The sequence below is a fragment of the Streptomyces sp. NPDC001020 genome (genome assembly GCF_053599115.1).
This window is the reverse complement of sequence record NZ_JBSFLQ010000017.1, coordinates 18,385-42,319: the sequence shown is the minus strand read 5'-3', so window position 1 is coordinate 42,319 and position 23,935 is coordinate 18,385. Positions and strand designations below refer to the sequence as shown.

Here is a 23,935-nt window from a genome sequence, read left to right as displayed (position 1 = left end):
GCGCCGGCCGCCGCGACGGGGCAAACGTCGCCTGTTGCGGTACTGGCGTCAGCGCCGCTCCTCGCCGAGCGCCACCCGCAGCCAGTCCAGCGAGCCGGTCTCCAGCACGGCGTCGGCGAGCGCATGACCGGTCTTCGTCGTGATGCGGCCACGGTTGTTGTCGATCCAGCGCTGAGCGTTCTCGTAGCCCTGGGCCTTGTACTCGACTCCCTGGATCATGCACTCCAGCTTGTCGGCGTCACGGGCACAGACGGCCTCCGGGCTCTGTGACGCCTCGTACTCGGCGACGAGCTCCTTCACGGCCTCGGCGAGGACCTCGGGCATGCCGGCGACCTGGTCCGCGGTGATCTCGCGCGGGTCGGCTGTGCTCGCGTACCTCTTCCCGAGGTGGTTCACGTCTCCGGTGCGGGTCTCCTGGGAGTCGTGCCACACGGCGAGGAACGCGGCCCTGGCCGGGTCCGCGCCCTCCAGCCCGGCGATGATCGTCGCGATGAGGGCGGTGCGCCATGAGTGCTCCGCGACCGACTCGGGGTTGTGCACGCCCACCATCCACCACCCGGTGCGTGCGCTGTTCTTCAGCGTTCCCGCCTCGTACAGGAATCGCGCCACCGCGCTCAGGTCCTCGGACACCGTGGGCTCCTTTCGCGGGGATGTACCCCGAACCGTCCCCCGGAAGGCCCCCCGACGCAACACCGCCCACCGCGCCCGTCCCGGAAGGCGAGAGGGGCCTCGGCTGACGCTGTTTCCCGGGCCCGTGGCTGCGCGAGGACTGGTGACCTCGCCCCAAATGGGGTACGAACGATCGAGTAGCACCGGTCGGTAACGTACGTCCATGGGATCGCCGTCCAGCGATCTTTGCGGTTGTACGTCATCTTGGCCGCAGTACGCCCCATCGGATCCCGATTCGCGGCGAGGTGAGCCTCATGTCCGCACCAACAGCTCCCACTCCCAAGCCCACCGTCACCGAGCGTGAGGCACGCCAGGTCGCTGAGGCCGCGCGCCAGCAGGACTGGCGCAAGCCCAGCTTCGCCAAGGAACTCTTCCTCGGCCGCTTCCGGCTCGACCTCATCCATCCGCACCCGATGCCCGACGACGAGGACGCGCAGCGTGGTGAGGAGTTCCTGGCCAAGCTGCGCGACTTCTGCGAGACACAGGTCGACGGCGCCCGCATCGAGCGCGAGGCCCAGATCCCCGACGAGACGATCGACGGGCTCAAGGAGCTCGGCGCCCTCGGTATGAAGATCGACACCAAGTACGGCGGCCTGGGCCTCACCCAGGTGTACTACAACAAGGCGCTCGCCCTGGCCGGCTCCGCGAGCCCGGCGATCGGCGCGCTGCTGTCCGCGCATCAGTCGATCGGAGTACCGCAGCCGCTGAAACTCTTCGGCACCCAGGAGCAGCGGGACACGTTCCTGCCGCGCTGCGCCCGCACCGACATCTCGGCGTTCCTGCTCACCGAGCCGGACGTCGGCTCCGACCCGGCCCGCCTTGCCACCACCGCCGTACCCGACGGAGACGAGTACGTTCTCGACGGCGTGAAGCTGTGGACCACCAACGGCGTGGTCGCCGATCTGCTGGTCGTCATGGCCCGGGTCCCGAGGTCGGAGGGCCACAAGGGCGGCATCACGGCGTTCGTCGTGGAGGCGGCGTCGGAAGGCATCACCGTCGAGAACCGCAACGCCTTCATGGGTCTGCGAGGCATCGAGAACGGCGTCACCCGCTTCCACCGCGTCCGCGTCCCGGCCGCCAACCGCATCGGTCCGGAGGGCGCGGGCCTGAAGATCGCGCTCACCACGCTGAACACCGGCCGGCTGTCGCTGCCCGCCATGTGCGTGGGCTCCGGTAAGTGGTGTCTGAAGATCGCCCGGGAGTGGTCGGGGGCCCGGGAGCAGTGGGGCAAGCCGGTCGCGCTGCACGAGGCGGTCGGCTCCAAGATTTCCTTCATTGCGGCGACGACCTTCGCCCTGGAGGCCATGCTCGACCTGTCGTCCCAGATGGCCGACGAGGACCGCAACGACATCCGTATCGAGGCCGCCCTCGCGAAGCTGTACGGCTCCGAGATGGCCTGGCTGATGGCCGACGAGCTGGTCCAGATCCGCGGCGGCCGCGGCTTCGAGACGGCGGCGTCCCTCAAGGCCCGCGGCGAGCGGGCGGTGCCGGCCGAGCAACTCCTGCGCGACCTGCGCATCAACCGCATCTTCGAGGGCTCCACGGAGATCATGCACCTGCTGATCGCCCGTGAGGCGGTGGACGCACACCTGTCGGTGGCCGGTGACCTGATCGACCCGGACAAGTCCCTGGCCGACAAGGCGAGGGCGGGGGCGAACGCCGGTGCCTTCTACGCCCGCTGGCTGCCGAAGCTGGTCGCCGGACCGGGCCAGCTCCCGGGCGCGTACGGGGAGTTCCACCAGCAGGTCGACCTTTCGCCGCACCTGCGGTACGTCGAGCGCAGCGCCCGCAAGCTCGCCCGCTCCACCTTCTACGGCATGTCCCGCTGGCAGGGCCGCATGGAGACCAAGCAGGGCTTCCTGGGTCGGATCGTGGACATCGGCGCCGAACTGTTCGCGATGAGCGCGGCCTGCGTACGTGCCGAGCACCTGCGCAGGAGGGGGCAGCACGGTCGCGAGGCGTACCAGCTCGCCGACGCCTTCTGCCGGCAGTCCCGCATCCGTGTCGAGGAACTTTTCGGCCGCCTGTGGAGCAACACCGACAACCTGGACCGCACGGTGGTCAAGGGCGTCCTGTCCGGGACGTACGAATGGCTGGAACAAGGGATCGTGGACCCGTCCGGGGACGGACCGTGGATCGCCGACGCGACACCGGGCCCGGCACGCCGGAAAAACGTCCACCGCCCCATTCGCTGACCCTTTTCCGCGGGGTGAACTTCCGTCGCTTCCAAGGAATTTCACCCCGCAGGCCGATCGCTGCCCCGTCCGTCATTCTGCTGCTTGTCGCTCGGAAGTCACGCGACGAGAATGAGTAAAAGGCGAACGGGGGCGGCGCATGCGCCAAAGAAACGGGGACGAAAACGCTCACAGAATCTCCGAGCTGCTGACACACGCCCGCGACCGGGCGCGCCGACAGCTCGACGAGGGGGAACGGGTCCATGCGCTGCGGACCGTGCGGAACGACGTCCTGCCGCTTGTCGAGACAGCGCGCACCATGGCTCCGGGGGTCTTCGAGGCGCACCGGGACGCGCTGGCCGTCCTGCTGAACGACTGCGCGCTCGCCGTGGTCGACGAGGAACCGAGGCCACCGGTCGCCTCCTTCGACCCGATTCCCGTCCGGAGAATCGACCTGAGGGACGTCGACGCCCTGCTCGACGCCGGGCGGCCGGGTGAAAGGCCCGTCATTCAGCAGCTTTTCCGCAGTGCCGTGGAGTTCGCCCAGGACCCCGTGCTGCGTGAGGTGATCAAGGCCAATCAGCAAGGCGTCCACATTCTCCAGCGCGCCAACCGCTGGATACGGATGCTCGTGGACGCGATGTAGTTGGGGGGCGTTCCAGTGCCGGGTCTCGGTCTTGACGGAATAACCAGCCGGATCATGCGGGTCGGAGAGGGGCGCGTACTGCGCCAGTTGGAGCGCATCGCCAAGCACGTCGACTCCCTTGCGAAGGTGTTCGAGGAGCTCACCGACGACGAACTCAAAGCTCTCACGCGGGAGTTCAAGGAGCGTCATGCCGCCGGTGAGAGCCTTGAGGATCTGCTGCCGGAGGCGTTCGCCGCGATACGCGAGGCCGCCTGGCGGACACTTGGCATGCGCCATTTCCACGTCCAGATCATGGGCGGGGCGGCACTGCACCTCGGCAACATCGCGGAGATGCGGACTGGCGAGGGAAAGACGCTGGCGGCCACGTTGCCCGTCTATCTGAACGCCCTGACCGGCAAGGGTGTTCACGTCGTCACGGTCAACGACTACCTGGCCGGGCGGGACGCCGAGTGGATGGGCCGGGCCTACCGGTTCATGGGCCTGACCGTCGGCGTCATCAAGTCCCAGTCGCCCCCGGACGAGCGCCGCACGCAGTACGAGTGCGACATCACGTACGGCACCAACACCGAGTTCGGCTTCGACTACCTGCGCGACAACATGGCGCGGTCGAAGGACGAACTGGTGCAGCGCGGCCACCACTTCGCCGTCGTCGACGAGGCCGACTCGATCCTCATCGACGAGGCACGCACACCGCTGATCATCTCGGGGCCCGCCGTGGAGGACTCCGGTAACTGGTACAAGGCCTTCGCCCGGATCGTGCGGCCCATGGAGGGGGTGCGCATCCAGGACGAGATGTTCCCCGGGCCCGAGGGCCGGGACGAGAAGGAGGACCTGCGGCGCCGCCACGACTACGAGTACGACCTGAAGAAACGGACGGTGTCCGTCACGGACCGCGGGCTGCAGAAGGTGATGGACGGGCTCGGCATGGAGAGCGAGCGCGGCGCCGACGAACTGTTCGAGGTGCAGCACACGCATCTCCTCAGCCACCTGAACAACGCCCTCAAAGCCAGGCAGCACTTCCTGAAGGGCAGGGACTACGTCGTCGTGGACGGCGAGGTGCTGATCGTCGACGAGCACACCGGACGCATCCTGCCGGGCCGCCGCTACAACGACGGGCTGCACCAGGCGATCGAGGCGAAGGAGAACGTGGCGATCCAGGGCGAGAACCAGACCTTCGCCACGATCACCCTGCAGAACTTCTTCCGCCTCTACGACAAGCTCGCCGGCATGACCGGTACGGCGATGACGGAGGCGGCCGAGTTCCTCAAGATCTACAAGCTGCACGTGGTCGCGGTCCCGCCGAACAAGCCGGATCGGCGCCTGGACCACCCCGACAAGATCTTCCGCACCAAGGAGGCGAAGTACGCGGCGATCGTCGACGACATCGCCCAGAAGCACGCCACGGGCCGGCCCGTCCTGGTGGGCACCACCTCCGTCGAGAAGTCCGAGGAACTGTCCCGGCGGCTGCAGAGGCAGGGCATCCGGCACGAGGTGCTCAACGCGAAGAACCACGCCCGGGAGGCCGCGATCGTCGCCCAGGCCGGCCGCAGGGGCGCCGTCACGATCGCCACGAACATGGCCGGGCGCGGCACCGACATCATGCTCGGCGGGAACCCGGAGGCGCTGGCGCTTCTCGGACAGACCGAGGACATGACCGCGGAGGAACGCCGAGAGGCGGCCGACCGCATCGCCGCCGAGACCACGCGGGAGCACGAGGAGGTCGTGGAGCTGGGCGGTCTCTACGTCCTGGGAACCGAGCGCCACGAGTCCCGGCGCATCGACAACCAGTTGCGCGGCCGTTCCGGGCGCCAGGGGGATCCGGGCGAGTCCCGGTTCTACCTCTCGCTCGACGACGATCTGCTGCTGCTGTTCCGGGCCGATGTCGTCAACCGGGTGATGACCATGGCGAACGTGCCAGACGAGGTGCCGATCGAGCACAAGATGGTCACCCGCGCGATCGTCTCCGCACAGGCGCAGCTGGAGATGCAGCACTTCGAGTCCCGCAAGGAGGTCCTGAAGTTCGACGAGGTGCTCAACCGGCAGCGCCGGCAGATCTACGCCGAGCGCCGGCGCCTCCTGGAAGGCGAGGACGTGCACGACCAGGTCCTGCACTTCATGGACGACACCGTCGCGGCGTACATCGAGCACGAGACCGACGAGGGCTTCCCCGAGGAGTGGGACCTGGAGCGGCTGTGGGGCGCCTTCGAACAGCTCTATCCGGTAGGGGTCACCGCCGAGGAGCTTGAGGAGCGGGCAGGTGACCGCGCCTACCTCACCAGGGCCGATCTGGCCGAGGCCGTGATGGCGGACATCCACGCGGCCTACCGGGAGCGCGAGGCCGAACTCGGCCCCGAGGTCCTGCGGGACCTGGAGCGGCGCATCGCGCTCACGGTCCTCGACCGTAAGTGGCGCGACCATCTCGCCGAGATGGACTACCTGCGCGAGGGCATCCACCTGCGCTCGACGCTGGGCCGGGACCCGGTCATCGAGTACGAGCGGGAGGCCTTCGACATGTTCACCGCCATGGTCGACGCCGTCAAGGAGGAGACCGTCGGGTACGCCTTCCACCTGGAGGTCGGCGGCGAGGAGTCGGACGGCGCGGAAGTGCGCCGTCCGGCCACCGACGGACTCCGCTTCAGCGCCCCGACGATGGACACACCGGACGGCGTCGTGGAGGGCGAGTTCACGGCGGCCCCCGAGGACACCGGGCCGCCGCGACAATCGGGGAGGTCCAGGTCCCGCAAACGTCGCCGACGCAGGCGCTAGTGGGGCGCTAGCCTCCCGTGGTTCCCCGGCTCATCCCACGGAGACGAGCGGGACGTGCGGAGTTCAGCAGTACTTGTGGCCCGACCCCGGCTTGGTCCACGAGCACGAGTCGACCTTCGACCCGTTCGCCTTCGTGAGCGTCGCCGTGTCGCTCGTGTTGTTCCAGACGTACGCCCGGCGGTTCTGGTACTTGTCCGCCGTCGTGTCCGTGCCCTTGCCGGTGTGCACCTTCATCGTCTTGTGCGCGCCGATTTTCACGTTGGGGAACGTGTACTTGTGGTTCGAGGCGTCCTTCAGGATCCAGCCCTTCAGCGAGACCGCCGAGGAGCCGTTGTTCTTGATCTGCACCCATTCGGCGTTGAGGCTCTTGTTCGAGCGGTCGTCCTTGCCGGGGCTGTCGTACCAGACGTGGTAGATGGTCACACCGCTGGCGGCCTGCGCCGGAGTGGCCAGAACCGCCGTGCCCGCCAGGGCCACGGCGCCCGCGAGTGCGGGCAGGGCTGCGCGTATACGCATGGAGATCCCCCCAGGATGTCGTCCACAGGCCGGTCGTTCACCGGCCAGGAATGAAGTGTTTATCACGTGATCTTCACTTGGGCTTCACAGAGGGGGATTCCGCTTCAATCGGCGGCAGACTCTGATAACAGAGTCCGATACGGCAGCACGTGCTCTGGGGACACCCTGTCCTTCCCGCGGCGAGGTGCGGCAACAATGGGGGGATGAGCGACAGTCCAGCCCCTCTTGCCGACCCCCATCTCGTCTACGACCCCGTGGACGGAACGCGGGACGTCGTGATCCTCGGTTCCACCGGCTCCGTCGGCACCCAGGCCGTCGACCTCGTGCTGCGCAACCCCGACCGGTTCAACGTCACCGGACTCTCCGCGAACGGCGGCCGGGTCGGACTGCTCGCCGAGCAGGCCCACCGGCTGCGCGTGCGCACGGTCGCGGTCGCGCGCGAGGACGTCGTACCGGCCCTGCGTGAGGCACTCACGGCCCAGTACGGCCCGGCGGAGCCCCTGCCCGAGATCCTCACCGGACCCGACGCGGCCACCCAGCTCGCCGCCTCCGACTGCCACACCGTCCTGAACGGCATCACGGGCTCCATCGGCCTCGCGCCCACGCTCGCCGCACTGGAGGCGGGCCGCACCCTCGCGCTCGCCAACAAGGAGTCGCTCATCGTCGGCGGCCCGCTGGTGAAGGCGCTCGCCAAGCCCGGCCAGATCATCCCGGTCGACTCCGAGCACGCCGCCCTCTTCCAGGGCCTCGCCTGTGGTACCCGCGCGGATGTGCGCAAACTCGTCGTCACCGCCTCCGGCGGCCCGTTCCGCGGCCGGACGAAGGCGGAAATGGCGAACGTCACGCCCAAGGACGCGCTGGCCCACCCGACCTGGGCCATGGGCCCCGTCATCACGATCAACTCCGCGACCCTGGTCAACAAGGGCCTGGAAGTGATCGAGGCACACCTGCTGTACGACATCCCCTTCGACCGCATCGAGGTCGTCGTACACCCGCAGTCGTATGTCCACTCGATGGTGGAGTTCACGGACGGATCGACCATGGCGCACGCGACGCCCCCCGACATGAGTGGGCCGATCGCCATCGGACTCGGCTGGCCCGAGCGGGTGCCCGACGCGGCGCCCTCCATCGACTGGACCAAGGCGTCGACCTGGGAGTTCTTCCCGCTCGACAACGAGGCCTTCCCGTCGGTGGGACTCGCCCGGCACGTGGGACAGCTCGCGGGCACGGCTCCGGCGGTGTTCAATGCGGCCAATGAGGAGTGTGTCGACGCGTTCCTGAACGGCGGCCTGCCGTTCAACGGGATCATGGAGACCGTCATCCGGGTGGTGGAGGAGCACGGAACCCCCCGGGCGGGAACTTCCCTGACCGTCGCGGACGTCCTCGAAGCGGAGACCTGGGCACGCGCCCGGGCCCGAGAACTGACGGCGCAGACGGCAACCGCGGAGGCCCATGCATGACGACCCTGATGATGATCCTCGGCATAGTCGTCTTCGTGGTCGGCCTGCTGGTCTCGATCGCCTGGCATGAGCTGGGGCACCTGTCGACGGCCAAGCTCTTCGGCATCCGGGTGCCGCAGTACATGGTCGGCTTCGGCCCGACCATCTGGTCGCGGAAGAAGGGCGAGACCGAGTACGGGGTCAAGGCGATCCCGCTCGGCGGCTACATCCGCATGATCGGCATGTTCCCGCCGGGCCCGGACGGCCGCATCGAGGCCCGCTCCACCTCGCCGTGGCGCGGGATGATCGAGGACGCGCGGGCGCAGTCCTTCGAGGAACTGCAGCCCGGGGACGAGAACCGCCTCTTCTACACGCGCAAGCCGTGGAAGCGGGTCATCGTGATGTTCGCGGGCCCGTTCATGAACCTGATCCTCGCCGTGGCGATCTTCCTCGGCGTGATGATGACCTTCGGCGTCCAGAGCCAGACCACCACCGTCTCCAAGGTCTCCGACTGCGTCATCCAGCAGAGCGAGAACCGCGCGGAGTGCGCCAAGGGTGACCCGGCCGCGCCCGCGAAAGCCGCCGGGCTCGAGCCGGGCGACAAGATCGTCGCGTTCGACGGCGCACACGTGAAGGACTGGGCCGGCCTCCAGTCCGAGATCCGCGCCAACCCCGGCAAGGACGTCACGATCACCGTCGAGCGCAAGGGCCGGCAGGTCGACCTGCACGCCCACCTGATCAAGAACCAGGTCAGCAAGACGGACGGCAAGGGCGGCTACGTCCAGGGCAAGTACGTGTACGCGGGCTTCCTCGGCTTCACCCCCGCCACGGGCATCGTCCAGCAGTCCTTCGGCCAGTCCGTGCAGCGCATGGGCGACATGATGGAGAACGGCGTCGAGTCGCTGGTCGCCCTCCCCGGCAAGGTCCCCGCCCTGTGGGACGCGGCCTTCGGCGACGGCCCACGCCAGCCGGACTCCCCGATGGGTGTGGTCGGCGCGGCCCGTGTCGGCGGCGAGGTCTTCACCCTCGACATCCCGCCGTCCCAGCAGATCGCGATGATGCTGCTGCTCGTCGCGGGCTTCAATCTGTCCCTGTTCCTGTTCAACATGCTTCCGCTGCTCCCGCTCGACGGCGGGCACATCGCGGGCGCCCTGTGGGAGTCGCTGCGCCGCGCCGTGGCCAAGGTGCTGCGCCGCCCCGACCCGGGACCCTTCGACGTGGCGAAGCTGATGCCGGTGGCGTACGTCGTGGCCAGTGTGTTCATCTGCTTCACGATCTTGGTCCTGATCGCCGACGTGGTGAATCCGGTCAAGATCTCGTAGTCCACGCGCGGTCGGCGGTGGCCGGGGAGAACGTTTTCCCGGCCACCTCCTGACGTTTTCCCGGCCGCCTCCTATCGGGGGGTTTACGGACGGTGATGCGCTGGGGTGTACGTGCGTGGCGTAATCTCGGAGCCTGGGAGCCCGCCACTTTCCGGGACCGGACCTTGATCCACAACTTGGGGTTGCACACCAGATGACTGCGATTTCACTCGGCATGCCGTCCGTTCCGACCAAGCTTGCCGAGCGCCGCAAGAGCCGGCAGATCATGGTCGGATCCGTGCCGGTGGGCGGGGACGCCCCGGTGTCGGTGCAGTCGATGACGACGACGCGTACGTCGGACATCGGCGCGACGCTTCAGCAGATCGCGGAGCTGACGGCGTCCGGCTGCCAGATCGTCCGCGTCGCCTGCCCGACACAGGACGACGCCGACGCGCTCGCGACCATCGCCAGGAAGTCGCAGATCCCGGTGATCGCGGACATCCACTTCCAGCCCAAGTACGTTTTCGCGGCGATCGAGGCGGGCTGCGCCGCCGTCCGCGTCAACCCGGGCAACATCAAGCAGTTCGACGACAAGGTCAAGGAGATCGCGAAGGCCGCCAAGGACCACGGCACCCCGATCCGGATCGGCGTCAACGCGGGCTCGCTGGACAGGCGGCTGCTGCAGAAGTACGGCAAGGCGACCCCCGAGGCGCTCGCCGAGTCGGCCCTCTGGGAGGCGTCCCTCTTCGAGGAGCACGACTTCCGGGACATCAAGATCTCGGTCAAGCACAACGACCCCGTCGTGATGATCGAGGCCTACCGTCAGCTCGCCGCGCAGTGCGACTACCCGCTGCACCTCGGCGTCACGGAGGCCGGCCCCGCCTTCCAGGGCACCATCAAGTCGGCCGTCGCCTTCGGCGCGCTGCTCTCCCAGGGCATCGGCGACACCATCCGCGTCTCCCTGTCCGCTCCTCCGGTCGAGGAGATCAAGGTCGGCACCCAGATCCTGGAGTCCCTGGGCCTGCGCGAGCGCGGCCTGGAGATCGTCTCCTGCCCGTCCTGCGGGCGCGCCCAGGTCGACGTGTACAAGCTGGCCGAGGAGGTCACGGCGGGCCTGGAGGGCATGGAGGTCCCGCTGCGCGTCGCGGTCATGGGCTGCGTCGTCAACGGCCCCGGCGAGGCCCGCGAGGCCGACCTCGGCGTCGCCTCCGGCAACGGCAAGGGCCAGATCTTCGTCAAGGGCGAGGTCATCAAGACCGTCCCCGAGTCGAAGATCGTGGAGACCCTCATCGAGGAGGCGATGAAGATCGCCGAGCAGATGGAGAAGGACGGCGTGGCCTCCGGCGAGCCGTCGGTCGCGGTCGCCGGCTGATCCCCGTCCCGCGTACTCCCCGAAGTCCCGTCACCGCTCGGTGGCGGGACTTCGCCGTACCTCCGCCCACACGCATTTCCCGGGGCTGCGCGGCTCGACGCCCCACCGGTCGGCCAGCGCCTCCACGAGCAGCAGCCCGCGCCCGGACTCGTCGGCCGCCGGGTCCTGCGGGGGCCGGGGCTCGGGCAGCCGCTCGGTACGGGTGTCGGAGACCTCCAGCCGGACCCCTCCCGCCGCCTCGCTGAGCCGGAGGTGGAAATCCCGCCCCTGCACATGCCCGTGCCGTACGGCATTGGCGGCCAGCTCGGCGGCGATGAGGGTGACGGTCTCGTTGAGGGTGCTGTCGTAGGGGTGCCCCCATTCGTCGAGACGGTGGGAGACGAGACGCCGGGCGAGGCGTGCACCGCGAGGAGTGGACGTGAACCGCATGGCGAACTCGTGTGCGGGGGCTGTGCACTTCTGAATATGCCAGTCCGGGGGAGTAGTCGGCTTCATATCGCTTACGGTCACGCACTCTGCGTAGCGTTGACCAGGGGCTCAGCCATGACCGCTGGGGGCTGTACGCGGCGGGGGTGTGTCTGTACGCGGGCGGAGCCGTAACCGAGGGCTGGGCGAGAGCGGTGAGGGGTGCATGAGCAGCGAGGAGCAGGCGAGCGAGGTACTGCACATCTTCGGACGACAGTTGAAGAGGTTGCGGACGGCGGCGGGCATGACCCGAGCCCAACTCGGGACGTGTACGGGGTACTCGGAGTCGACGATCGCGGCGTTCGAGCAGGGGAGACGGATTCCATCGGGGGAGTTCATCGCGCGGTCGGATGAAGTTCTGGGGGCACATGGGGTGTTGCTGGAGTTGATTGAGGAGGTGGAGAGGGCGCAGTATCCGCCGTTCTTCAGGGATGCGGCGAAGTTGGAGAAGGAGGCGGTGGAATGGCACGTGTACGACACGCTCGTGGTCAACGGCCTGTTGCAGACGGAGGAGTACGCGCGGGCGGTGTTCACCATGCGGCGGCCTCTGTTGGACGAGGATGTGGTTGAGCGGCGTGTGACGGCTCGATTGGCGCGACAGGCGATCTTCTCCCGGAAGCCAGCGCCGACCATCAGCTTCGTGATGGAGGAGGCGATCCTTCGCAGACCCTTGGGAGGAACGGTGGTCATGCGAGGGCAGTTGGAGCAGCTCCTGCTTGTCGGACGGCAGCGCAATGTGGAGATCCAGGTCATGCCGAACGACCGGGAGGAGCATGCGGCACTTGCCGGACCCTTCACCTTGATCGGATCGAGCAATGGGCGCAGGATCGCCTATGCAGAGGTGCACACCTACAGCCGCCTCTTCACCGACCGCAACACCGTCAGGGAGTTGGACGAGCAGTACAGCCTTCTTCGCGCCCAAGCCCTGACGCCGCGCGAATCACTGGCCCTTGTAGAGAAGTTGCTGGGAGAGACATGAACTGGTTCAAGAGCAGCTACAGCAGCGGCGAGGGAGGCCAGTGCCTCGAAGTCGCCCTCACCTGGCGCAAGTCCAGCTACAGCGACGGGGAGGGCGGCCAATGCGTAGAGGTGGCCCCCTGCCCCACCGCCATCCACATCCGCGACTCCAAACACACCCCAGGCACCGGCCCCACCCTCACCCTCCCGCCCGCCACCTGGGAGGCGTTCCTGGGGTTCGCCACTCAGTGACCGCAGGTGCGCAGCCTGCGACCGAGCGGGCGCGCCTCAAGCGCGGCAGGTACAGTGCGGGGACCAGTAGACCCCAGGGTGAGGCCCCCGCACGTGTTGACGCAGACGACCACCCGGGTCCTCGAACCGAGTGACCTGGACGCCGCGCTCGCCGTCCTCGACCGCGAGCCGGTCGCGAACGCCTTCGTGACGTCCCGGGTCCAGGTCGCCGGCCTCGACCCCTGGCGTCTCGGCGGCGAGATGTGGGGCTGGTACGAGGACGGCATGCTGACCTCGCTGTGCTACGCGGGCGCCAACCTCGTCCCCCTCTGCGCGACCCCGCGAGCGGTGCGGGCCTTCGCCGACCGCGCCCGGCGGGCGGGCCGCCGCTGTTCCTCGATCGTCGGCCCCTCCGAACCCACCGCCCAGCTGTGGCGCCTGCTGGAGCCGAACTGGGGGCCGGCCCGCGAAGTCCGGGCCCACCAGCCACTCATGGTCACCGACCGCATGCCCACCGACATCGCCCCGGATCCGTACGTCCGCCGCATCCGCAAGGACGAGGTGGAGACGATCATGCCGGCGTGCGTGGCGATGTTCACCGAGGAGGTCGGCATCTCGCCGCTGGCCGGCGACGGAGGACTGATCTACCAGGCCCGGGTCGCGGAACTCGTAGGCGCGGGCCGCTCGTTCGCCCGCCTGGACCAGAGCGGCAAGGTCGTCTTCAAGGCGGAGATCGGCGCGGCCACACCCCAGGCCTGCCAGATCCAGGGCGTGTGGGTGGCCCCTGAGTACCGTGGCCAGGGCCGTGCGGCGCCGGGGATGGCAGCGGTGCTGCGCTACGCCCTCGCGGACTTCGCCCCCGTCGTCAGCCTCTACGTGAACGACTTCAACACCCCTGCCCGGCGGACGTACCAGCGGGTGGGCTTCCAGGAGATCGGCGCGTTCATGAGCGTGCTGTTCTGACTCTGACCCGTAGTCCCCGGTACGCGGCGAAGCACCCCGGTAGGCTCCGGGGCATGCTCCGCTTTCCCGGTCGTGGTCACCGCGACCCCGGCGACGTCGTGATCGGCCCCCTCGACCTGTGCGCCCGGGTGGACGAGGCACTCGCCGTGCAGGCCGTCGCGTTCGGGCTCGGACCCGACGAGATCGCCGTACGCCGCCAGATCGTGCTACGGCACATGGAGTACCCGGGAGCCCGCGCGCTCGGCGCCACCACGCCCGACGGACGGCTCGCCGGATTCGTCTACGGCATGCCGAACGATCGCACGCACTGGTGGTCCACCATCGTCGAACCGTATCTGCGCGCCCAGGGCCACGAGGGCTGGCTCGACAACTCCTTCGTGATCACCGAACTGCACGTCCATCCGCGCCACCAGAACCGGGGCATCGGCCGCGCCCTGATCACCACCATCACGGACGGCGCCACCGAGCCGCGCTCGATCCTCTCGGCGATCGACACCGACAGCCCGGCCCGCGGCCTGTACCACTCGCTGGGCTACGTGGACCTGGCGCGACAGGTGCTCTTCCCCAGCGCGCCGAGCCCGTACGCCGTGATGGGGGCCCCACTGCCGCTGCGCAGACGCTAGGCCTTGACCGATTACCGCCAGCGCAGGCCCCCCGGCTAACCTCCTAGCCATCACCCATACCCAGCAGGAGTACGAGAACCATGGCGAACGCACCCGTCCAGCGCATGTCCCAGTTGATGGCGAAGACGCTGCGTGACGACCCGGCGGACGCCGAGGTCCTCAGCCACAAGCTCCTGGTCCGCGCCGGCTACGTCCGCCGCACCGCCGCCGGGATCTGGACCTGGCTGCCGCTCGGCAAGAAGGTTCTCGCCAACGTGGAGCGGATCGTCCGCGAGGAGATGGACGCGATCGGCGGCCAGGAGGTGCTGCTGCCCGCTCTGCTGCCGCGCGAGCCGTACGAGGCGACCGGCCGCTGGGACGAGTACGGCCCCGAGCTGTTCCGCCTCCACGACCGCAAGGGCGGCGACTACCTGCTCGGCCCCACCCACGAGGAGATCTTCACGCTGATCGTGAAGGACCAGGCGTCCTCCTACAAGGACCTGCCGGTGATCCTCTACCAGATCCAGACCAAGTTCCGCGACGAGGCCCGTCCCCGCGCCGGCATCCTGCGCGGCCGCGAGTTCCTGATGAAGGACTCGTACTCCTTCGACACCGCCGACGAGGGCCTCGGCGAGTCGTACGCCCTGCACCGCCAGGCCTACCAGCGGATCTTCCAGCGCCTCGGCCTCGACTACCGCATCTGCGCCGCGACCGCGGGCGCGATGGGCGGCTCCAAGTCCGAGGAGTTCCTCGCCCCGGCCGGTGCCGGCGAGGACACCTTCGCTGACTGCCCGAGCTGTGACTTCGCCGCCAACACCGAGGCGATCGCCTACGAGCTGAAGCCGGTCGACGCCGCCGACGTGCCCGCGCTGGAGGAGATCCCGACCCCCGACACCCCGACCATCGAGACCCTCGCGGCCTCGCTCGGTGTCCCGGCCTCCGCCACTCTGAAGAACCTTCTCGTCAAGGTCGACGGCGAGATCGTCGCCATCGGCGTCCCCGGCGACCGTGAGGTCGACATGAACAAGGTCGAGGCGCACTTCGCTCCGGCCGCCGTCGAGCTGGTCACCGCCGAGGACTTCGCTGACCGCCCGGACCTGGTCCGCGGCTACGTCGGTCCGCAGGGCCTGGAGAAGGTCCAGTACCTCGCCGACCCGCGCGTGGCCCCCGGCACCTCGTGGATCACCGGCGCGAACAAGGTGAACACGCACGCGAAGAACGTGGTCGCCGGTCGCGACTTCCAGGTCGACGCGTACGTGGACGTCGTGGTGGTGCAGGAGGGCGACCCGTGCCCGAACTGCGGTGCCGGGCTCAAGCTCGACCGCGCCATCGAGATCGGCCACATCTTCCAGCTCGGCCGCAAGTACGCCGACGCCCTCAAGCTGGACGTCCTCGGCCAGAACGGCAAGCCGGTCCGGGTGACCATGGGCTCCTACGGCATCGGCGTCTCCCGCGCGGTCGCGGCCCTCGCCGAACAGCACGCCGACGAGCACGGACTGTGCTGGCCGAAGGAGGTCGCCCCGGCCGATGTGCACGTCGTGGCGGCGGGCAAGGCGCTCCAGACCGAGCTGGCCCTCGACGTCTCCCAGAAGCTGGCCGCGGCCGGCGTGCGCGTCCTGGTGGACGACCGGGCCGGTGTCTCGCCGGGCGTGAAGTTCACGGACGCCGAGCTGATCGGCGTCCCGCAGATCCTGGTGGCGGGCCGCCGCTCCGCCGAGGGCGTCCTGGAGCTGAAGGACCGCAGGACCGGCGAGCGCGAGGAGCTGACTGTGGACGAGGCGATCGCGCGCCTCACCGCCTGACGCGGACACGCGACTGCGCGGCAGAGACACTGACGGCGGCCGGAGCGATCACGCTCGGCCGCCGTCGGCGTTCGCTACAACCAGGCCGCGAACTCCAGCAGGAGTTCCGCGTCCCGCGGGCGCCCGACCCGGCGGGCGCGCATCCCGGACTCGACCGCACGGAACAGCGTCCAGCCCCGCAGCCGCTCCTGGTCCAGGTCCAGCGACTCCGCGAGCCGCTTCACCCGGCGGCGGGTGATCGCCGCTCCCGAAGGCGCCGCGATCAGGTCCTCCACCCGGTCGCGCACCAGTCGCGCCAGGTCGAAGGCGCACTCGCCGACCACCGGATCGGGACCCACGGCCAGCCACGGCAGCCGCTCCCCGGCAAGGATCTTGCTCTGCCGGAAGGTGCCGTGCAGCAGCCGCTCCTCGGGCGGTGCGGCGAGCAGTTCCTCGCGGGCCGCCAAGGCCGCCTCCACCAGCGGTGCCGCCTCGGGGTCGGCCTGCCCGTCCGCGCGCATGGCCTCGGCCTGCCGCCCGGTCCGGGCGGCCACCGTCTCCAAGGCCTGACCGGCGGGCGGCTCGACCCACAGTCGACGCAGCGTGCCGGCCGCCTCCAGCAGAGCCTTCGCCTCCGGCAGCGAACGCACGGACAGCTCCGGATGCAGCCGTTCCAGCAGCAGGACACCCTGCTCGGGGTCCGCGTCCAGGAGCCGTACGGCGCCGAAGCCGTCCCAGTGCGCGAGCGCCGCCCGCTCGGCCTCCGGCCGGGCCCACGGCGGCACCATCTTGAGCACGGCCGGCGTGCCGTCCGCCCGCCGCACCAGCAGCACCAGGCTGCTGCGACCCCCGGGCGCCTGCACCCGCTCCACGGTCAACTCGCGTAGATCAACGGCCTGCCGCACCAGCTCGGAGAGCTTGCCCAGCCAGTCGGCGCCACCGTTCCGCTGCCTCTCGCCGAGCGCACGTACCAGGCGCTGTGGCGGTTCGAAAGCCATGCGCGAGTTGTTCCCTTCCAGATCGTTTCGCACGCGTGCGGTGTGCGCGTACGCCTCACGTCCGCGGTGACGCCGACGCGGTGGGGGTGGCTGCCACTCGCTCGGCGAGACCAGGGAAGGCTACGCTCTCGCCGCTCCAGCGCACCGACCGCACCGCTGCCTCCTGCAGCGCCTCGGCGGCGAAACGCCGCCGCTCGCCCGTCGAAGCACGGACCAGATCGGAGTACACCCCGGCCACCCGCTCCTCCAACTCGGCGGCGAGCCGCACTGCGGCGGCGGAGTCCGGGACGGGGAAGGGCAGCGCGTACGCAGCCGCGGCGGCGTCCGGTCTGCCACCCAAGTCCCTCACGGCGCGGGCGAGTTGGTCCCGTCGGGCGCGGTGGGCGTCGTACGCCTCCCGTGCCTCCTGCCGCCGTGCCTGCCGGATCCGTCCGCCGACGACGCCATAGCCGTAGATCGCCGCGTGCTCGGCGCCCAGGGCGGCCTGCAGGGCCGTGAGTTCGCTGTTCGTCGGCTTCGGTGTGCTGGTGGCCATGCTCATTTCGCACCCTCCGTCAGCAGGTACGCATGCGCGGCCCCAGCCGCCGCCACGGACGCCATCAGCCGAGCGAGTTCGCCCGGCACCTTCAGTAGCGCCTCGGTCCGCCGGCCGGCCAGGGTTCGCTCGGCCGCGGCCAGATCGGCGAGGGCGGACTTGGGGTCCGCGGGCACGGGGGAGGGGGCCGGTGAGGCGGAGACGGAGACGGACGCCGATGTCGAGACCGTGGCCGACGGGGCCGCCGAGGTGCCGCCGAACGCCTTCGCGTGCCGGACGACTTCCGCCCGCAGCGGCCGCAGCCGTGCCGCCAGCGCCGGATGGGCGGCGATCACGGCGGCGTACCGCCCGGCCAGCACCTGACTGTCGCGCGCCGCACGCGCGCGTGCCCGGTCGGCGACGGAGACGACGCCGTCCGTGGCAGCCGGGTCGATGGCGTCGGAGCAGCCCGCGAGCAGCGCGGCACCAGCGGCGGAGGCGAGCAGGCTCCTTCTGCGCAGGATGGCGCGCGGATGCGGGGTGAACGGCACGGCAGACGTCCTCGAAGACCTCGTACGAACGGATGGGCGGTTGGGGGACACAGGCTCTAGCCCGTGATCACGGTACCCGCGCGCCGCCCCGGCACCCGCCACCGGCTCGGCGATCGCTCCTCCGCCCGGGTGGCGGCGTAGATGGACGGCAACACCCTCCGGGACCGGATACCCTTTGACCTGACACGCGCCCTTCCCCACAACAGCACACGCGGCCGAGGAGTCACCCGGATGAGCACCACCCAGAGCGAGAGGCTGCGAGAGCTGCTGGAACCGCTCGTCAACTCCCAGGGACTCGATCTCGAAGAGATCGCGGTGGACTCCGTCGGGCGGAAGCGGGTGCTGAGCGTCGTGGTCGACTCCGACACCGGTGCCGATCTGGACCGGATCGCCGATGTGAGCCGTGCGCTCTCGGCGAAGCTCGACGAGACGGACGCGATGGGCGAGGGCGAATACACCCTCGAGGTAGGAACCCCGGGCGCGGAGCGCCTCCTCAGGGAACACCGGCACTACGTACGGGCCGTCGGCCGACTGGTGAGGTTCCAGCTGGCCGAGGACGGCGAGCTGGTCGCGAGGATTCTGCGGGTCGACGACGAAGGAGTCGACCTGGAAGTGCCCGGTGTGAAGGGCCGCAAGGCCACCACCCGCCGACTCGCCTTCCCGGACATCTCCAGGGCGCGGGTCCAGGTCGAGTTCAACCGCAAGGACATGAAGGACATGAAGGAAGAGGAGGAGGCGTAGCCGTGGACATCGACATGAGTGCCCTGCGGGGCTTGGTTCGGGAGAAGGAGATCTCCTTCGACCTGCTGGTCGAGGCGATCGAGGCGGCCCTCCTCATCGCCTACCACCGCACCGAGGGAAGCCGCCGCCACGCGCGCGTGGAGCTCAACCGGGAAACCGGCCATGTGACTGTGTGGGCGAAGGAGGACCCCGAGGACCTGGAGGAGGGGCAGGAGTCGCGAGAGTTCGACGACACCCCGTCGGGCTTCGGCCGCATCGCCGCCACCACCGCCAAGCAGGTCATCCTGCAGCGCCTGCGCGACGCCCAGGACGACGCGACGCTCGGCGAGTACGCGGGCCGCGAGGGCGACATCGTCACCGGTGTCGTCCAGCAGGGCCGTGACCCCAAGAACGTCCTCGTGGACATCGGCAAGCTGGAGGCCATCCTGCCGGTGCAGGAGCAGGTGCCGGGCGAGACGTACGAACACGGCCGGCGGATCCGGTCGTACGTCGTACGGGTGGCGAAGGGCGTGCGAGGCCCGTCCGTGACCCTGTCCCGCACCCACCCCAACCTGGTGAAGAAGCTCTTCGCGCTGGAGGTCCCGGAGATCGCCGACGGGTCCGTCGAGATCGCCGCGATCGCACGCGAGGCCGGTCACCGCACGAAGATCGCGGTGCGCTCCACCCGATCGGGTCTGAACGCCAAGGGAGCGTGCATCGGCCCGATGGGCGGCCGTGTGCGCAACGTCATGGGCGAACTGAACGGCGAGAAGATCGACATCGTCGACTGGTCGGACGACCCGGCCGAGATGGTGGCGAACGCGCTCTCCCCGGCCCGCGTCTCCAAGGTGGAGGTCGTGGACCTCGCGGCTCGCTCCGCGCGGGTGACGGTCCCCGACTACCAGCTGTCGCTGGCGATCGGCAAGGAAGGGCAGAACGCCCGTCTCGCGGCCCGGCTGACCGGTTGGCGGATCGACATCCGGCCCGACACCGAGCAGCCCGCGGACAAGCAGGACTGAAGCATCCGACGCCCGGCCGGGAACAGATCCCGGCCGGGCGTCGCTGAGATCACGACAGTTTTGCGCACAGCTAGTGTTCGATTCTTGCCCCAAAGGGGTGAGGTCGGTGCGGGGAGGTAGACTTAGTCGTGTCTGGCCGGACGCCTGTCGGCTCATGCCCTGAGCGCACCTGTGTGGGGTGCCGGGAGCGAGCGGCCAAGAACGAACTGCTGCGCATCGTGGCGATCGAGGATGCATGCGTTCCCGATCCTCGCGGTACGCTGCCGGGCCGGGGTGCGTATGTACACCCCGCGCCGGCGTGTCTCGACCTGGCGGTGCGCCGCCGGGCGTTCCCGCGGGCGCTCCGCGTCCCGGGACCGCTCGACATAAAGGCGTTGCGTCAGTACGTCGGGCAGACAGAAGGTTGCTGAGAAGCACCTTGCTGAGCAGGCAACAGAGTAAGACGTACCGCACGGACTCCCTGTGCGGTCTGGTACCTCGCGAGTCGAAAGCAGGTCGAGATTGCGATGAGCACTCGATGAGTACGCGATGAGTACGCCCATGAACTAGCGACGGTCCGGCCGCAACCCGGACCTCAAAGGAGCGAAGTGGCTAAGGTCCGGGTCTACGAACTCGCCAAGGAGTTCGGCGTGGAGAGCAAGGTCGTCATGGCCAAGCTCCAGGAACTCGGTGAATTCGTCCGTTCGGCGTCCTCGACGATCGAGGCGCCCGTAGTACGCAAGCTGACTGACGCCCTGCAGCAGGGCAACGGCGGTGGCGCGAAGCCCGCCGCCCCCCGCAAGGCATCCCCGGCGAAACCGGCCGCGCCTTCCCCGGCGCAGCCTGGGGGCATCGCCCGCGCCGCCAAGGCGGCGGGGGAACGTCCGGCTGCCCCGCGCCCGGCGGCTCCCAAGCCTCCGGCTGCCGAAAAGCCCGCGGCGCCCGCCCCGGGTCCCCGCCCGACGCCGGGCCCGAAGCCCGCGCCGCGGCCCGCCCCGGCCGCGCCCGAGTTCACGGCGCCCCCGGCGGCTCCGGCTGCCCAGACCCCGCGTCCGGGTGCCCGTCCCGGCCCCGGCGCCCCGAAGCCCGGCGGCCGTCCGGCCGGTCAGGGTCAGGGTCAGGGCGCGCGTCCCGGTGGCCAGCGTCCGTCCGGTCAGGGCCCGCGTCCGGGTGCCCGTCCGGCCGGTCCCCGTCCGGGTAACAACCCCTTCACCTCCGGTGGCTCCACCGGCATGGCGCGCCCGCAGGCGCCCCGGCCGGGCGGTGCCCCGCGTCCCGGCGGCCCCGGTGCCCCGGGTGGCCCGCGTCCGCAGGGCGCCGGCCAGGGTGGTCCCCGTCCGCAGGGTGCGGCCGGTGGTCCGCGTCCGCAGGCGCCGGGCGGTTCCCGTCCGACGCCGGGCTCGATGCCCCGTCCGCAGGGCGGCGGTCCGCGTCCCGGCGGCCCGCGTCCGAACCCGGGCATGATGCCGCAGCGTCCCGCTGCCGGCCCGCGTCCCGGTGGCGGCCCCGGCGGCCGTGGCCCGGCCGGTGCCGGTCGTCCCGGTGGCGGCGGCGGTCGTCCGGGTGGCGGCGGCGGTTTCGCCGGTCGTCCCGGTGGCGGCGGCGGTCGTCCGGGTGGCGGCGGCGGTTTCGCCGGTCGTCCCGGTGGCGGCGGCCCCGGTGGTGGCGGCGGCTTCGGTGGCGGTCGTCCCGGCTTCGGCGGACGTCCCGGTGGTCCGGGCGGCCGTGGTGGCACGCAGGGTGCGTTCGGCCGTCCCGGCGGTCCGGCGCGTCGCGGCCGCAAGTCGAAGCGGCAGCGCCGTCAGGAGTACGAGGCCATGCAGGCCCCGTCGGTCGGCGGCGTGATGCTGCCTCGCGGCAACGGCGAGACCATTCGCATGTCGCGCGGTGCGTCGCTCACCGACTTCGCGGAGAAGATCAACGCCAACCCGGCGTCTCTCGTCGCGGTCATGATGAACCTCGGCGAGATGGTCACGGCCACGCAGTCCGTCTCCGACGAGACGCTGCAGCTCCTCGCCGGCGAGATGAACTACACGATTCAGATCGTCAGCCCCGAGGAGGAGGACCGCGAGCTGCTCGAGTCCTTCGACCTGGAGTTCGGTGAGGACGAGGGCTCCGAGGAGGACCTGGTCGTCCGTCCGCCGGTCGTGACCGTCATGGGTCACGTCGACCACGGTAAGACCCGCCTGCTCGACGCCATCCGCAAGACGAACGTCATCGCGGGCGAGGCCGGTGGCATCACCCAGCACATCGGTGCCTACCAGGTCGGTGCCCACGTCAACGGCGAAGACCGGGCGATCACCTTCATCGACACCCCGGGTCACGAGGCGTTCACCGCCATGCGTGCCCGTGGTGCGAAGTCGACGGACATCGCGATCCTCGTGGTCGCGGCCAACGACGGTGTGATGCCGCAGACGGTCGAGGCCCTGAACCACGCCAAGGCGGCCGACGTGCCGATCGTGGTCGCGGTCAACAAGATCGACGTCGAGGGTGCGGACCCGACCAAGGTGCGCGGTCAGCTGACCGAGTACGGCCTGGTGGCCGAGGAGTACGGCGGCGAGACCATGTTCGTCGACATCTCCGCCAAGCAGGGCCTGCACATCGACAGCCTCCTCGAGGCGGTCGTCCTCACGGCCGACGCCGCCCTGGATCTTCGGGCCAACCCGAACCAGGACGCGCAGGGCATCTCGATCGAGTCCCGCCTCGACCGCGGCCGTGGTGCCGTGGCGACGGTCCTCGTCCAGCGAGGCACGCTGCGGGTCGGCGACACGATGGTGGTCGGCGACGCGTACGGCCGCGTCCGGGCGATGCTCGACGACAGCGGCAACAACGTGCACGAGGCCGGCCCGTCGACGCCGGTCCAGGTCCTGGGCCTGACCAACGTCCCGGGCGCCGGCGACAACTTCATCGTGGTCGAGGAGGACCGTACGGCCCGCCAGATCGCGGAGAAGCGTGCCGCCCGCGAGCGGAACGCGGCGTTCGCCAAGCGCACGCGCCGTGTGTCGCTGGAGGACCTGGACAAGGTGCTGAAGGCCGGCGAGGTCCAGCAGCTGAACCTGATCATCAAGGGTGACGCTTCTGGTTCGGTCGAGGCCCTCGAGTCCTCCCTGCTCCAGCTGGACGTCGGCGAAGAGGTCGACATCCGGGTGCTGCACCGCGGCGTCGGTGCGGTCACGGAGTCGGACATCGACCTGGCGATGGGCTCCGACGCCATCGTGATCGGCTTCAACGTCCGTGCGGCCGGCCGCGCGGCGCAGATGGCCGAGCGCGAAGGCGTGGACGTCCGGTACTACTCGGTCATCTACCAGGCGATCGAGGAGATCGAGGCGGCCCTGAAGGGCATGCTGAAGCCGGAGTACGAGGAGGTCGAGCTCGGTACGGCGGAGATCCGCGAGGTCTTCAAGTCGTCCAAGCTGGGCAACATCGCCGGTGTCCTCATCCGCTCGGGCGAGGTCAAGCGCAACACCAAGGCGCGCCTCATCCGCGACGGCAAGGTCGTCGCGGAGAACCTCAACATCGAGGGCCTGCGTCGCTTCAAGGACGACGTCACCGAGATTCGCGAAGGGTTCGAGGGCGGTATCAACCTCGGCAACTTCAACGACATCAAGGTCGACGACGTCATCGCGACGTACGAGATGCGCGAGAAGCCGCGCGTCTGACGGCTCTGGCCGGTCGGCGGGGACAAGTCCCCGCCGACCGGCCTTGCCCGTCCCGCCGAGGCCGGCCTCATCGGAGTGCCGTAGTCGGCTCCGTCCGGCCGGTACCCGCGCCCTCTGGCGTGGGTCCTTGGCGTGTGCGGGGCCGGGCGCCCAGCCTGGCGGGACCCTCGCCGGTGCCGGGGTGGGCCCGGAAAAACCCCGTCGAGCCGTTCGGGTGTTCGTTGTACGGTTTTGGTGTCCCTGCCCCTACCGGCGGCAGGGCCATCGATCCCGTACCGGCGGGTCATCCGGATACACACATGTACGTGGGGACTCTGTCCTTCGACCTCCTCCTCGGCGACGTGCGGTCGCTGAAGGAGAAGCGCTCAGTCGTCCGCCCGATCGTCGCCGAACTCCAGCGGAAGTACCCGGTGAGCGCGGCTGAGGTGGACCACATGGACCTTTACCGGCGGGCCTGCATCGGCCTGGCGGTGGTCTCCGGCGACGTGGGGCACCTGACCGACGTACTCGACCGGTGCGAACGGCTGGTCGCCGGGCGCCCCGAGGTGGAACTGCTGTCCGTCCGACGGCGACTCCACGGCGACGACGACTGACCAGAGAACCAGACAGGAAA

At 69.8% G+C, this 23,935-nt stretch carries 22 protein-coding genes; 16 read left to right on the top strand and 6 right to left on the bottom strand.

Annotated elements, in window-relative coordinates:
- Nucleotides 1-48: 48 nt before the first annotated feature.
- A complete protein-coding gene (locus ACWDEX_RS17945; protein WP_450464476.1) occupies nucleotides 49-630 on the bottom strand; it encodes an HD domain-containing protein in 582 nt (193 codons plus the stop codon).
- Between the two features lie 293 nt (nucleotides 631-923).
- Here ACWDEX_RS17945 and ACWDEX_RS17940 point away from each other — a divergent pair, with 293 nt between their 5' ends.
- The 3 genes from ACWDEX_RS17940 to secA all read left to right on the top strand — a co-directional run bounded on the left by ACWDEX_RS17940 (nucleotide 924) and on the right by secA (nucleotide 6,255).
- The gene (locus ACWDEX_RS17940; protein WP_450464475.1) at nucleotides 924-2,864 is read left to right on the top strand and encodes an acyl-CoA dehydrogenase family protein; all 1,941 of its coding nucleotides are present in this window, start codon (nucleotides 924-926) and stop codon (nucleotides 2,862-2,864) included.
- Between the two features lie 139 nt (nucleotides 2,865-3,003).
- Nucleotides 3,004-3,489: a hypothetical protein gene (locus ACWDEX_RS17935; RefSeq protein WP_450464474.1), complete on the top strand. Its 486-nt coding sequence runs from the start codon at nucleotides 3,004-3,006 to the stop codon at nucleotides 3,487-3,489.
- Between the two features lie 54 nt (nucleotides 3,490-3,543).
- Nucleotides 3,544-6,255: a preprotein translocase subunit SecA gene (gene secA, locus ACWDEX_RS17930; protein WP_450464473.1), complete on the top strand. Its 2,712-nt coding sequence runs from the start codon at nucleotides 3,544-3,546 to the stop codon at nucleotides 6,253-6,255.
- A gap of 63 nt (nucleotides 6,256-6,318) precedes the next feature.
- Here secA and ACWDEX_RS17925 read toward each other — a convergent pair whose 3' ends face one another.
- Complete coding sequence (locus ACWDEX_RS17925; RefSeq protein WP_450464472.1) at nucleotides 6,319-6,771, bottom strand: lamin tail domain-containing protein; 453 nt, start codon at nucleotides 6,769-6,771, stop codon at nucleotides 6,319-6,321.
- Between the two features lie 203 nt (nucleotides 6,772-6,974).
- Here ACWDEX_RS17925 and dxr point away from each other — a divergent pair, with 203 nt between their 5' ends.
- The 3 genes from dxr (at nucleotide 6,975) to ispG (ending at nucleotide 10,883) form a co-directional block, all read left to right on the top strand.
- The gene (dxr, locus tag ACWDEX_RS17920) at nucleotides 6,975-8,231 is read left to right on the top strand and encodes a 1-deoxy-D-xylulose-5-phosphate reductoisomerase (RefSeq protein ID WP_450464470.1); all 1,257 of its coding nucleotides are present in this window, start codon (nucleotides 6,975-6,977) and stop codon (nucleotides 8,229-8,231) included.
- Between the two features lie 8 nt (nucleotides 8,232-8,239).
- Nucleotides 8,240-9,532, top strand: a complete 1,293-nt coding sequence (locus ACWDEX_RS17915; RefSeq protein WP_450464608.1) for a M50 family metallopeptidase — start codon at nucleotides 8,240-8,242, stop codon at nucleotides 9,530-9,532.
- A 193-nt stretch (nucleotides 9,533-9,725) separates the two neighbouring features.
- Nucleotides 9,726-10,883 (top strand): flavodoxin-dependent (E)-4-hydroxy-3-methylbut-2-enyl-diphosphate synthase, encoded by a 1,158-nt coding sequence (gene ispG / locus ACWDEX_RS17910; RefSeq protein WP_450464469.1) that lies wholly within the window; start codon nucleotides 9,726-9,728, stop codon nucleotides 10,881-10,883.
- A 30-nt stretch (nucleotides 10,884-10,913) separates the two neighbouring features.
- Here the strand turns inward: ispG and ACWDEX_RS17905 are convergent, their stop codons facing one another.
- On the bottom strand, nucleotides 10,914-11,378 hold the full coding sequence (locus ACWDEX_RS17905) for an ATP-binding protein (RefSeq protein WP_450464607.1): 465 nt from the start codon (nucleotides 11,376-11,378) through the stop codon (nucleotides 10,914-10,916).
- A gap of 136 nt (nucleotides 11,379-11,514) precedes the next feature.
- On the opposite strand from ACWDEX_RS17905, the gene ACWDEX_RS17900 reads away from it, so the two are divergent.
- The 5 genes from ACWDEX_RS17900 to ACWDEX_RS17880 all read left to right on the top strand — a co-directional run bounded on the left by ACWDEX_RS17900 (nucleotide 11,515) and on the right by ACWDEX_RS17880 (nucleotide 15,903).
- Nucleotides 11,515-12,327: a helix-turn-helix domain-containing protein gene (locus ACWDEX_RS17900; protein WP_450464467.1), complete on the top strand. Its 813-nt coding sequence runs from the start codon at nucleotides 11,515-11,517 to the stop codon at nucleotides 12,325-12,327.
- Complete coding sequence (locus tag ACWDEX_RS17895; protein ID WP_450464466.1) at nucleotides 12,324-12,557, top strand: DUF397 domain-containing protein; 234 nt, start codon at nucleotides 12,324-12,326, stop codon at nucleotides 12,555-12,557. The genes ACWDEX_RS17900 and ACWDEX_RS17895 overlap by 4 nt, the downstream gene beginning before the upstream one ends.
- Before the next feature lie 93 nt (nucleotides 12,558-12,650).
- The gene (locus ACWDEX_RS17890; protein WP_450464464.1) at nucleotides 12,651-13,499 is read left to right on the top strand and encodes a GNAT family N-acetyltransferase; all 849 of its coding nucleotides are present in this window, start codon (nucleotides 12,651-12,653) and stop codon (nucleotides 13,497-13,499) included.
- Between the two features lie 53 nt (nucleotides 13,500-13,552).
- Entirely contained in the window at nucleotides 13,553-14,122 is a 570-nt protein-coding gene (locus ACWDEX_RS17885; protein ID WP_450464462.1) for a GNAT family N-acetyltransferase, read from the top strand.
- 80 nt (nucleotides 14,123-14,202) lie between these two features.
- A complete protein-coding gene (locus tag ACWDEX_RS17880; protein WP_450464461.1) occupies nucleotides 14,203-15,903 on the top strand; it encodes a proline--tRNA ligase in 1,701 nt (566 codons plus the stop codon).
- A gap of 74 nt (nucleotides 15,904-15,977) precedes the next feature.
- Here the strand turns inward: ACWDEX_RS17880 and ACWDEX_RS17875 are convergent, their stop codons facing one another.
- Genes ACWDEX_RS17875 through ACWDEX_RS17865 form a run of 3 tightly spaced genes read right to left on the bottom strand, consistent with a single transcriptional unit; the run spans nucleotide 15,978 to nucleotide 17,945 of the window.
- Complete coding sequence (locus ACWDEX_RS17875) at nucleotides 15,978-16,880, bottom strand: aminoglycoside phosphotransferase family protein (RefSeq protein ID WP_450464460.1); 903 nt, start codon at nucleotides 16,878-16,880, stop codon at nucleotides 15,978-15,980.
- Nucleotides 16,881-16,935: 55 nt separating this feature from the next.
- A complete protein-coding gene (locus ACWDEX_RS17870; RefSeq protein ID WP_450464458.1) occupies nucleotides 16,936-17,421 on the bottom strand; it encodes a ferritin-like domain-containing protein in 486 nt (161 codons plus the stop codon).
- Nucleotides 17,418-17,945, bottom strand: a complete 528-nt coding sequence (locus tag ACWDEX_RS17865) for a hypothetical protein (protein ID WP_450464456.1) — start codon at nucleotides 17,943-17,945, stop codon at nucleotides 17,418-17,420. Before ACWDEX_RS17865 ends, ACWDEX_RS17870 begins: the two co-directional genes overlap by 4 nt.
- A 231-nt stretch (nucleotides 17,946-18,176) precedes the next feature.
- On the opposite strand from ACWDEX_RS17865, the gene rimP reads away from it, so the two are divergent.
- From rimP to ACWDEX_RS17840, 5 genes are all read left to right on the top strand, one after another.
- On the top strand, nucleotides 18,177-18,686 hold the full coding sequence (gene rimP, locus ACWDEX_RS17860) for a ribosome maturation factor RimP (protein WP_450464455.1): 510 nt from the start codon (nucleotides 18,177-18,179) through the stop codon (nucleotides 18,684-18,686).
- 2 nt (nucleotides 18,687-18,688) lie between these two features.
- A complete protein-coding gene (gene nusA / locus ACWDEX_RS17855) occupies nucleotides 18,689-19,684 on the top strand; it encodes a transcription termination factor NusA (RefSeq protein ID WP_450464454.1) in 996 nt (331 codons plus the stop codon).
- A 128-nt stretch (nucleotides 19,685-19,812) separates the two neighbouring features.
- Nucleotides 19,813-20,094 (top strand): YlxR family protein, encoded by a 282-nt coding sequence (locus ACWDEX_RS17850; protein ID WP_450464453.1) that lies wholly within the window; start codon nucleotides 19,813-19,815, stop codon nucleotides 20,092-20,094.
- A 177-nt stretch (nucleotides 20,095-20,271) separates the two neighbouring features.
- Complete coding sequence (gene infB, locus ACWDEX_RS17845) at nucleotides 20,272-23,322, top strand: translation initiation factor IF-2 (RefSeq protein ID WP_450464452.1); 3,051 nt, start codon at nucleotides 20,272-20,274, stop codon at nucleotides 23,320-23,322.
- 299 nt (nucleotides 23,323-23,621) lie between these two features.
- Nucleotides 23,622-23,915 carry a DUF503 domain-containing protein gene (locus tag ACWDEX_RS17840; protein ID WP_450464451.1) on the top strand — a complete coding sequence of 98 codons (294 nt, stop codon included), beginning with the start codon at nucleotides 23,622-23,624 and terminating at the stop codon, nucleotides 23,913-23,915.
- The last annotated feature ends 20 nt before the right edge of the window (nucleotides 23,916-23,935 follow it).

Coding starts and splice junctions, on each gene's coding strand:
- rimP (WP_450464455.1), top strand. CDS start 18,177: ATGAGCACCACCCAGAGCGAGAGGCTGCGAGAGCTGCTGGAACCGCTC.
- ACWDEX_RS17885 (WP_450464462.1), top strand. CDS start 13,553: ATGCTCCGCTTTCCCGGTCGTGGTCACCGCGACCCCGGCGACGTCGTG.
- ACWDEX_RS17875 (WP_450464460.1), bottom strand. CDS start 16,880: ATGGCTTTCGAACCGCCACAGCGCCTGGTACGTGCGCTCGGCGAGAGG.
- ACWDEX_RS17900 (WP_450464467.1), top strand. CDS start 11,515: ATGAGCAGCGAGGAGCAGGCGAGCGAGGTACTGCACATCTTCGGACGA.
- ACWDEX_RS17840 (WP_450464451.1), top strand. CDS start 23,622: ATGTACGTGGGGACTCTGTCCTTCGACCTCCTCCTCGGCGACGTGCGG.
- ACWDEX_RS17925 (WP_450464472.1), bottom strand. CDS start 6,771: ATGCGTATACGCGCAGCCCTGCCCGCACTCGCGGGCGCCGTGGCCCTG.
- ispG (WP_450464469.1), top strand. CDS start 9,726: ATGACTGCGATTTCACTCGGCATGCCGTCCGTTCCGACCAAGCTTGCC.
- dxr (WP_450464470.1), top strand. CDS start 6,975: ATGAGCGACAGTCCAGCCCCTCTTGCCGACCCCCATCTCGTCTACGAC.
- ACWDEX_RS17895 (WP_450464466.1), top strand. CDS start 12,324: ATGAACTGGTTCAAGAGCAGCTACAGCAGCGGCGAGGGAGGCCAGTGC.
- ACWDEX_RS17940 (WP_450464475.1), top strand. CDS start 924: ATGTCCGCACCAACAGCTCCCACTCCCAAGCCCACCGTCACCGAGCGT.
- ACWDEX_RS17935 (WP_450464474.1), top strand. CDS start 3,004: ATGCGCCAAAGAAACGGGGACGAAAACGCTCACAGAATCTCCGAGCTG.
- ACWDEX_RS17915 (WP_450464608.1), top strand. CDS start 8,240: ATGATGATCCTCGGCATAGTCGTCTTCGTGGTCGGCCTGCTGGTCTCG.
- ACWDEX_RS17880 (WP_450464461.1), top strand. CDS start 14,203: ATGGCGAACGCACCCGTCCAGCGCATGTCCCAGTTGATGGCGAAGACG.
- ACWDEX_RS17905 (WP_450464607.1), bottom strand. CDS start 11,378: ATGAAGCCGACTACTCCCCCGGACTGGCATATTCAGAAGTGCACAGCC.
- secA (WP_450464473.1), top strand. CDS start 3,544: ATGCGGGTCGGAGAGGGGCGCGTACTGCGCCAGTTGGAGCGCATCGCC.
- ACWDEX_RS17870 (WP_450464458.1), bottom strand. CDS start 17,421: ATGAGCATGGCCACCAGCACACCGAAGCCGACGAACAGCGAACTCACG.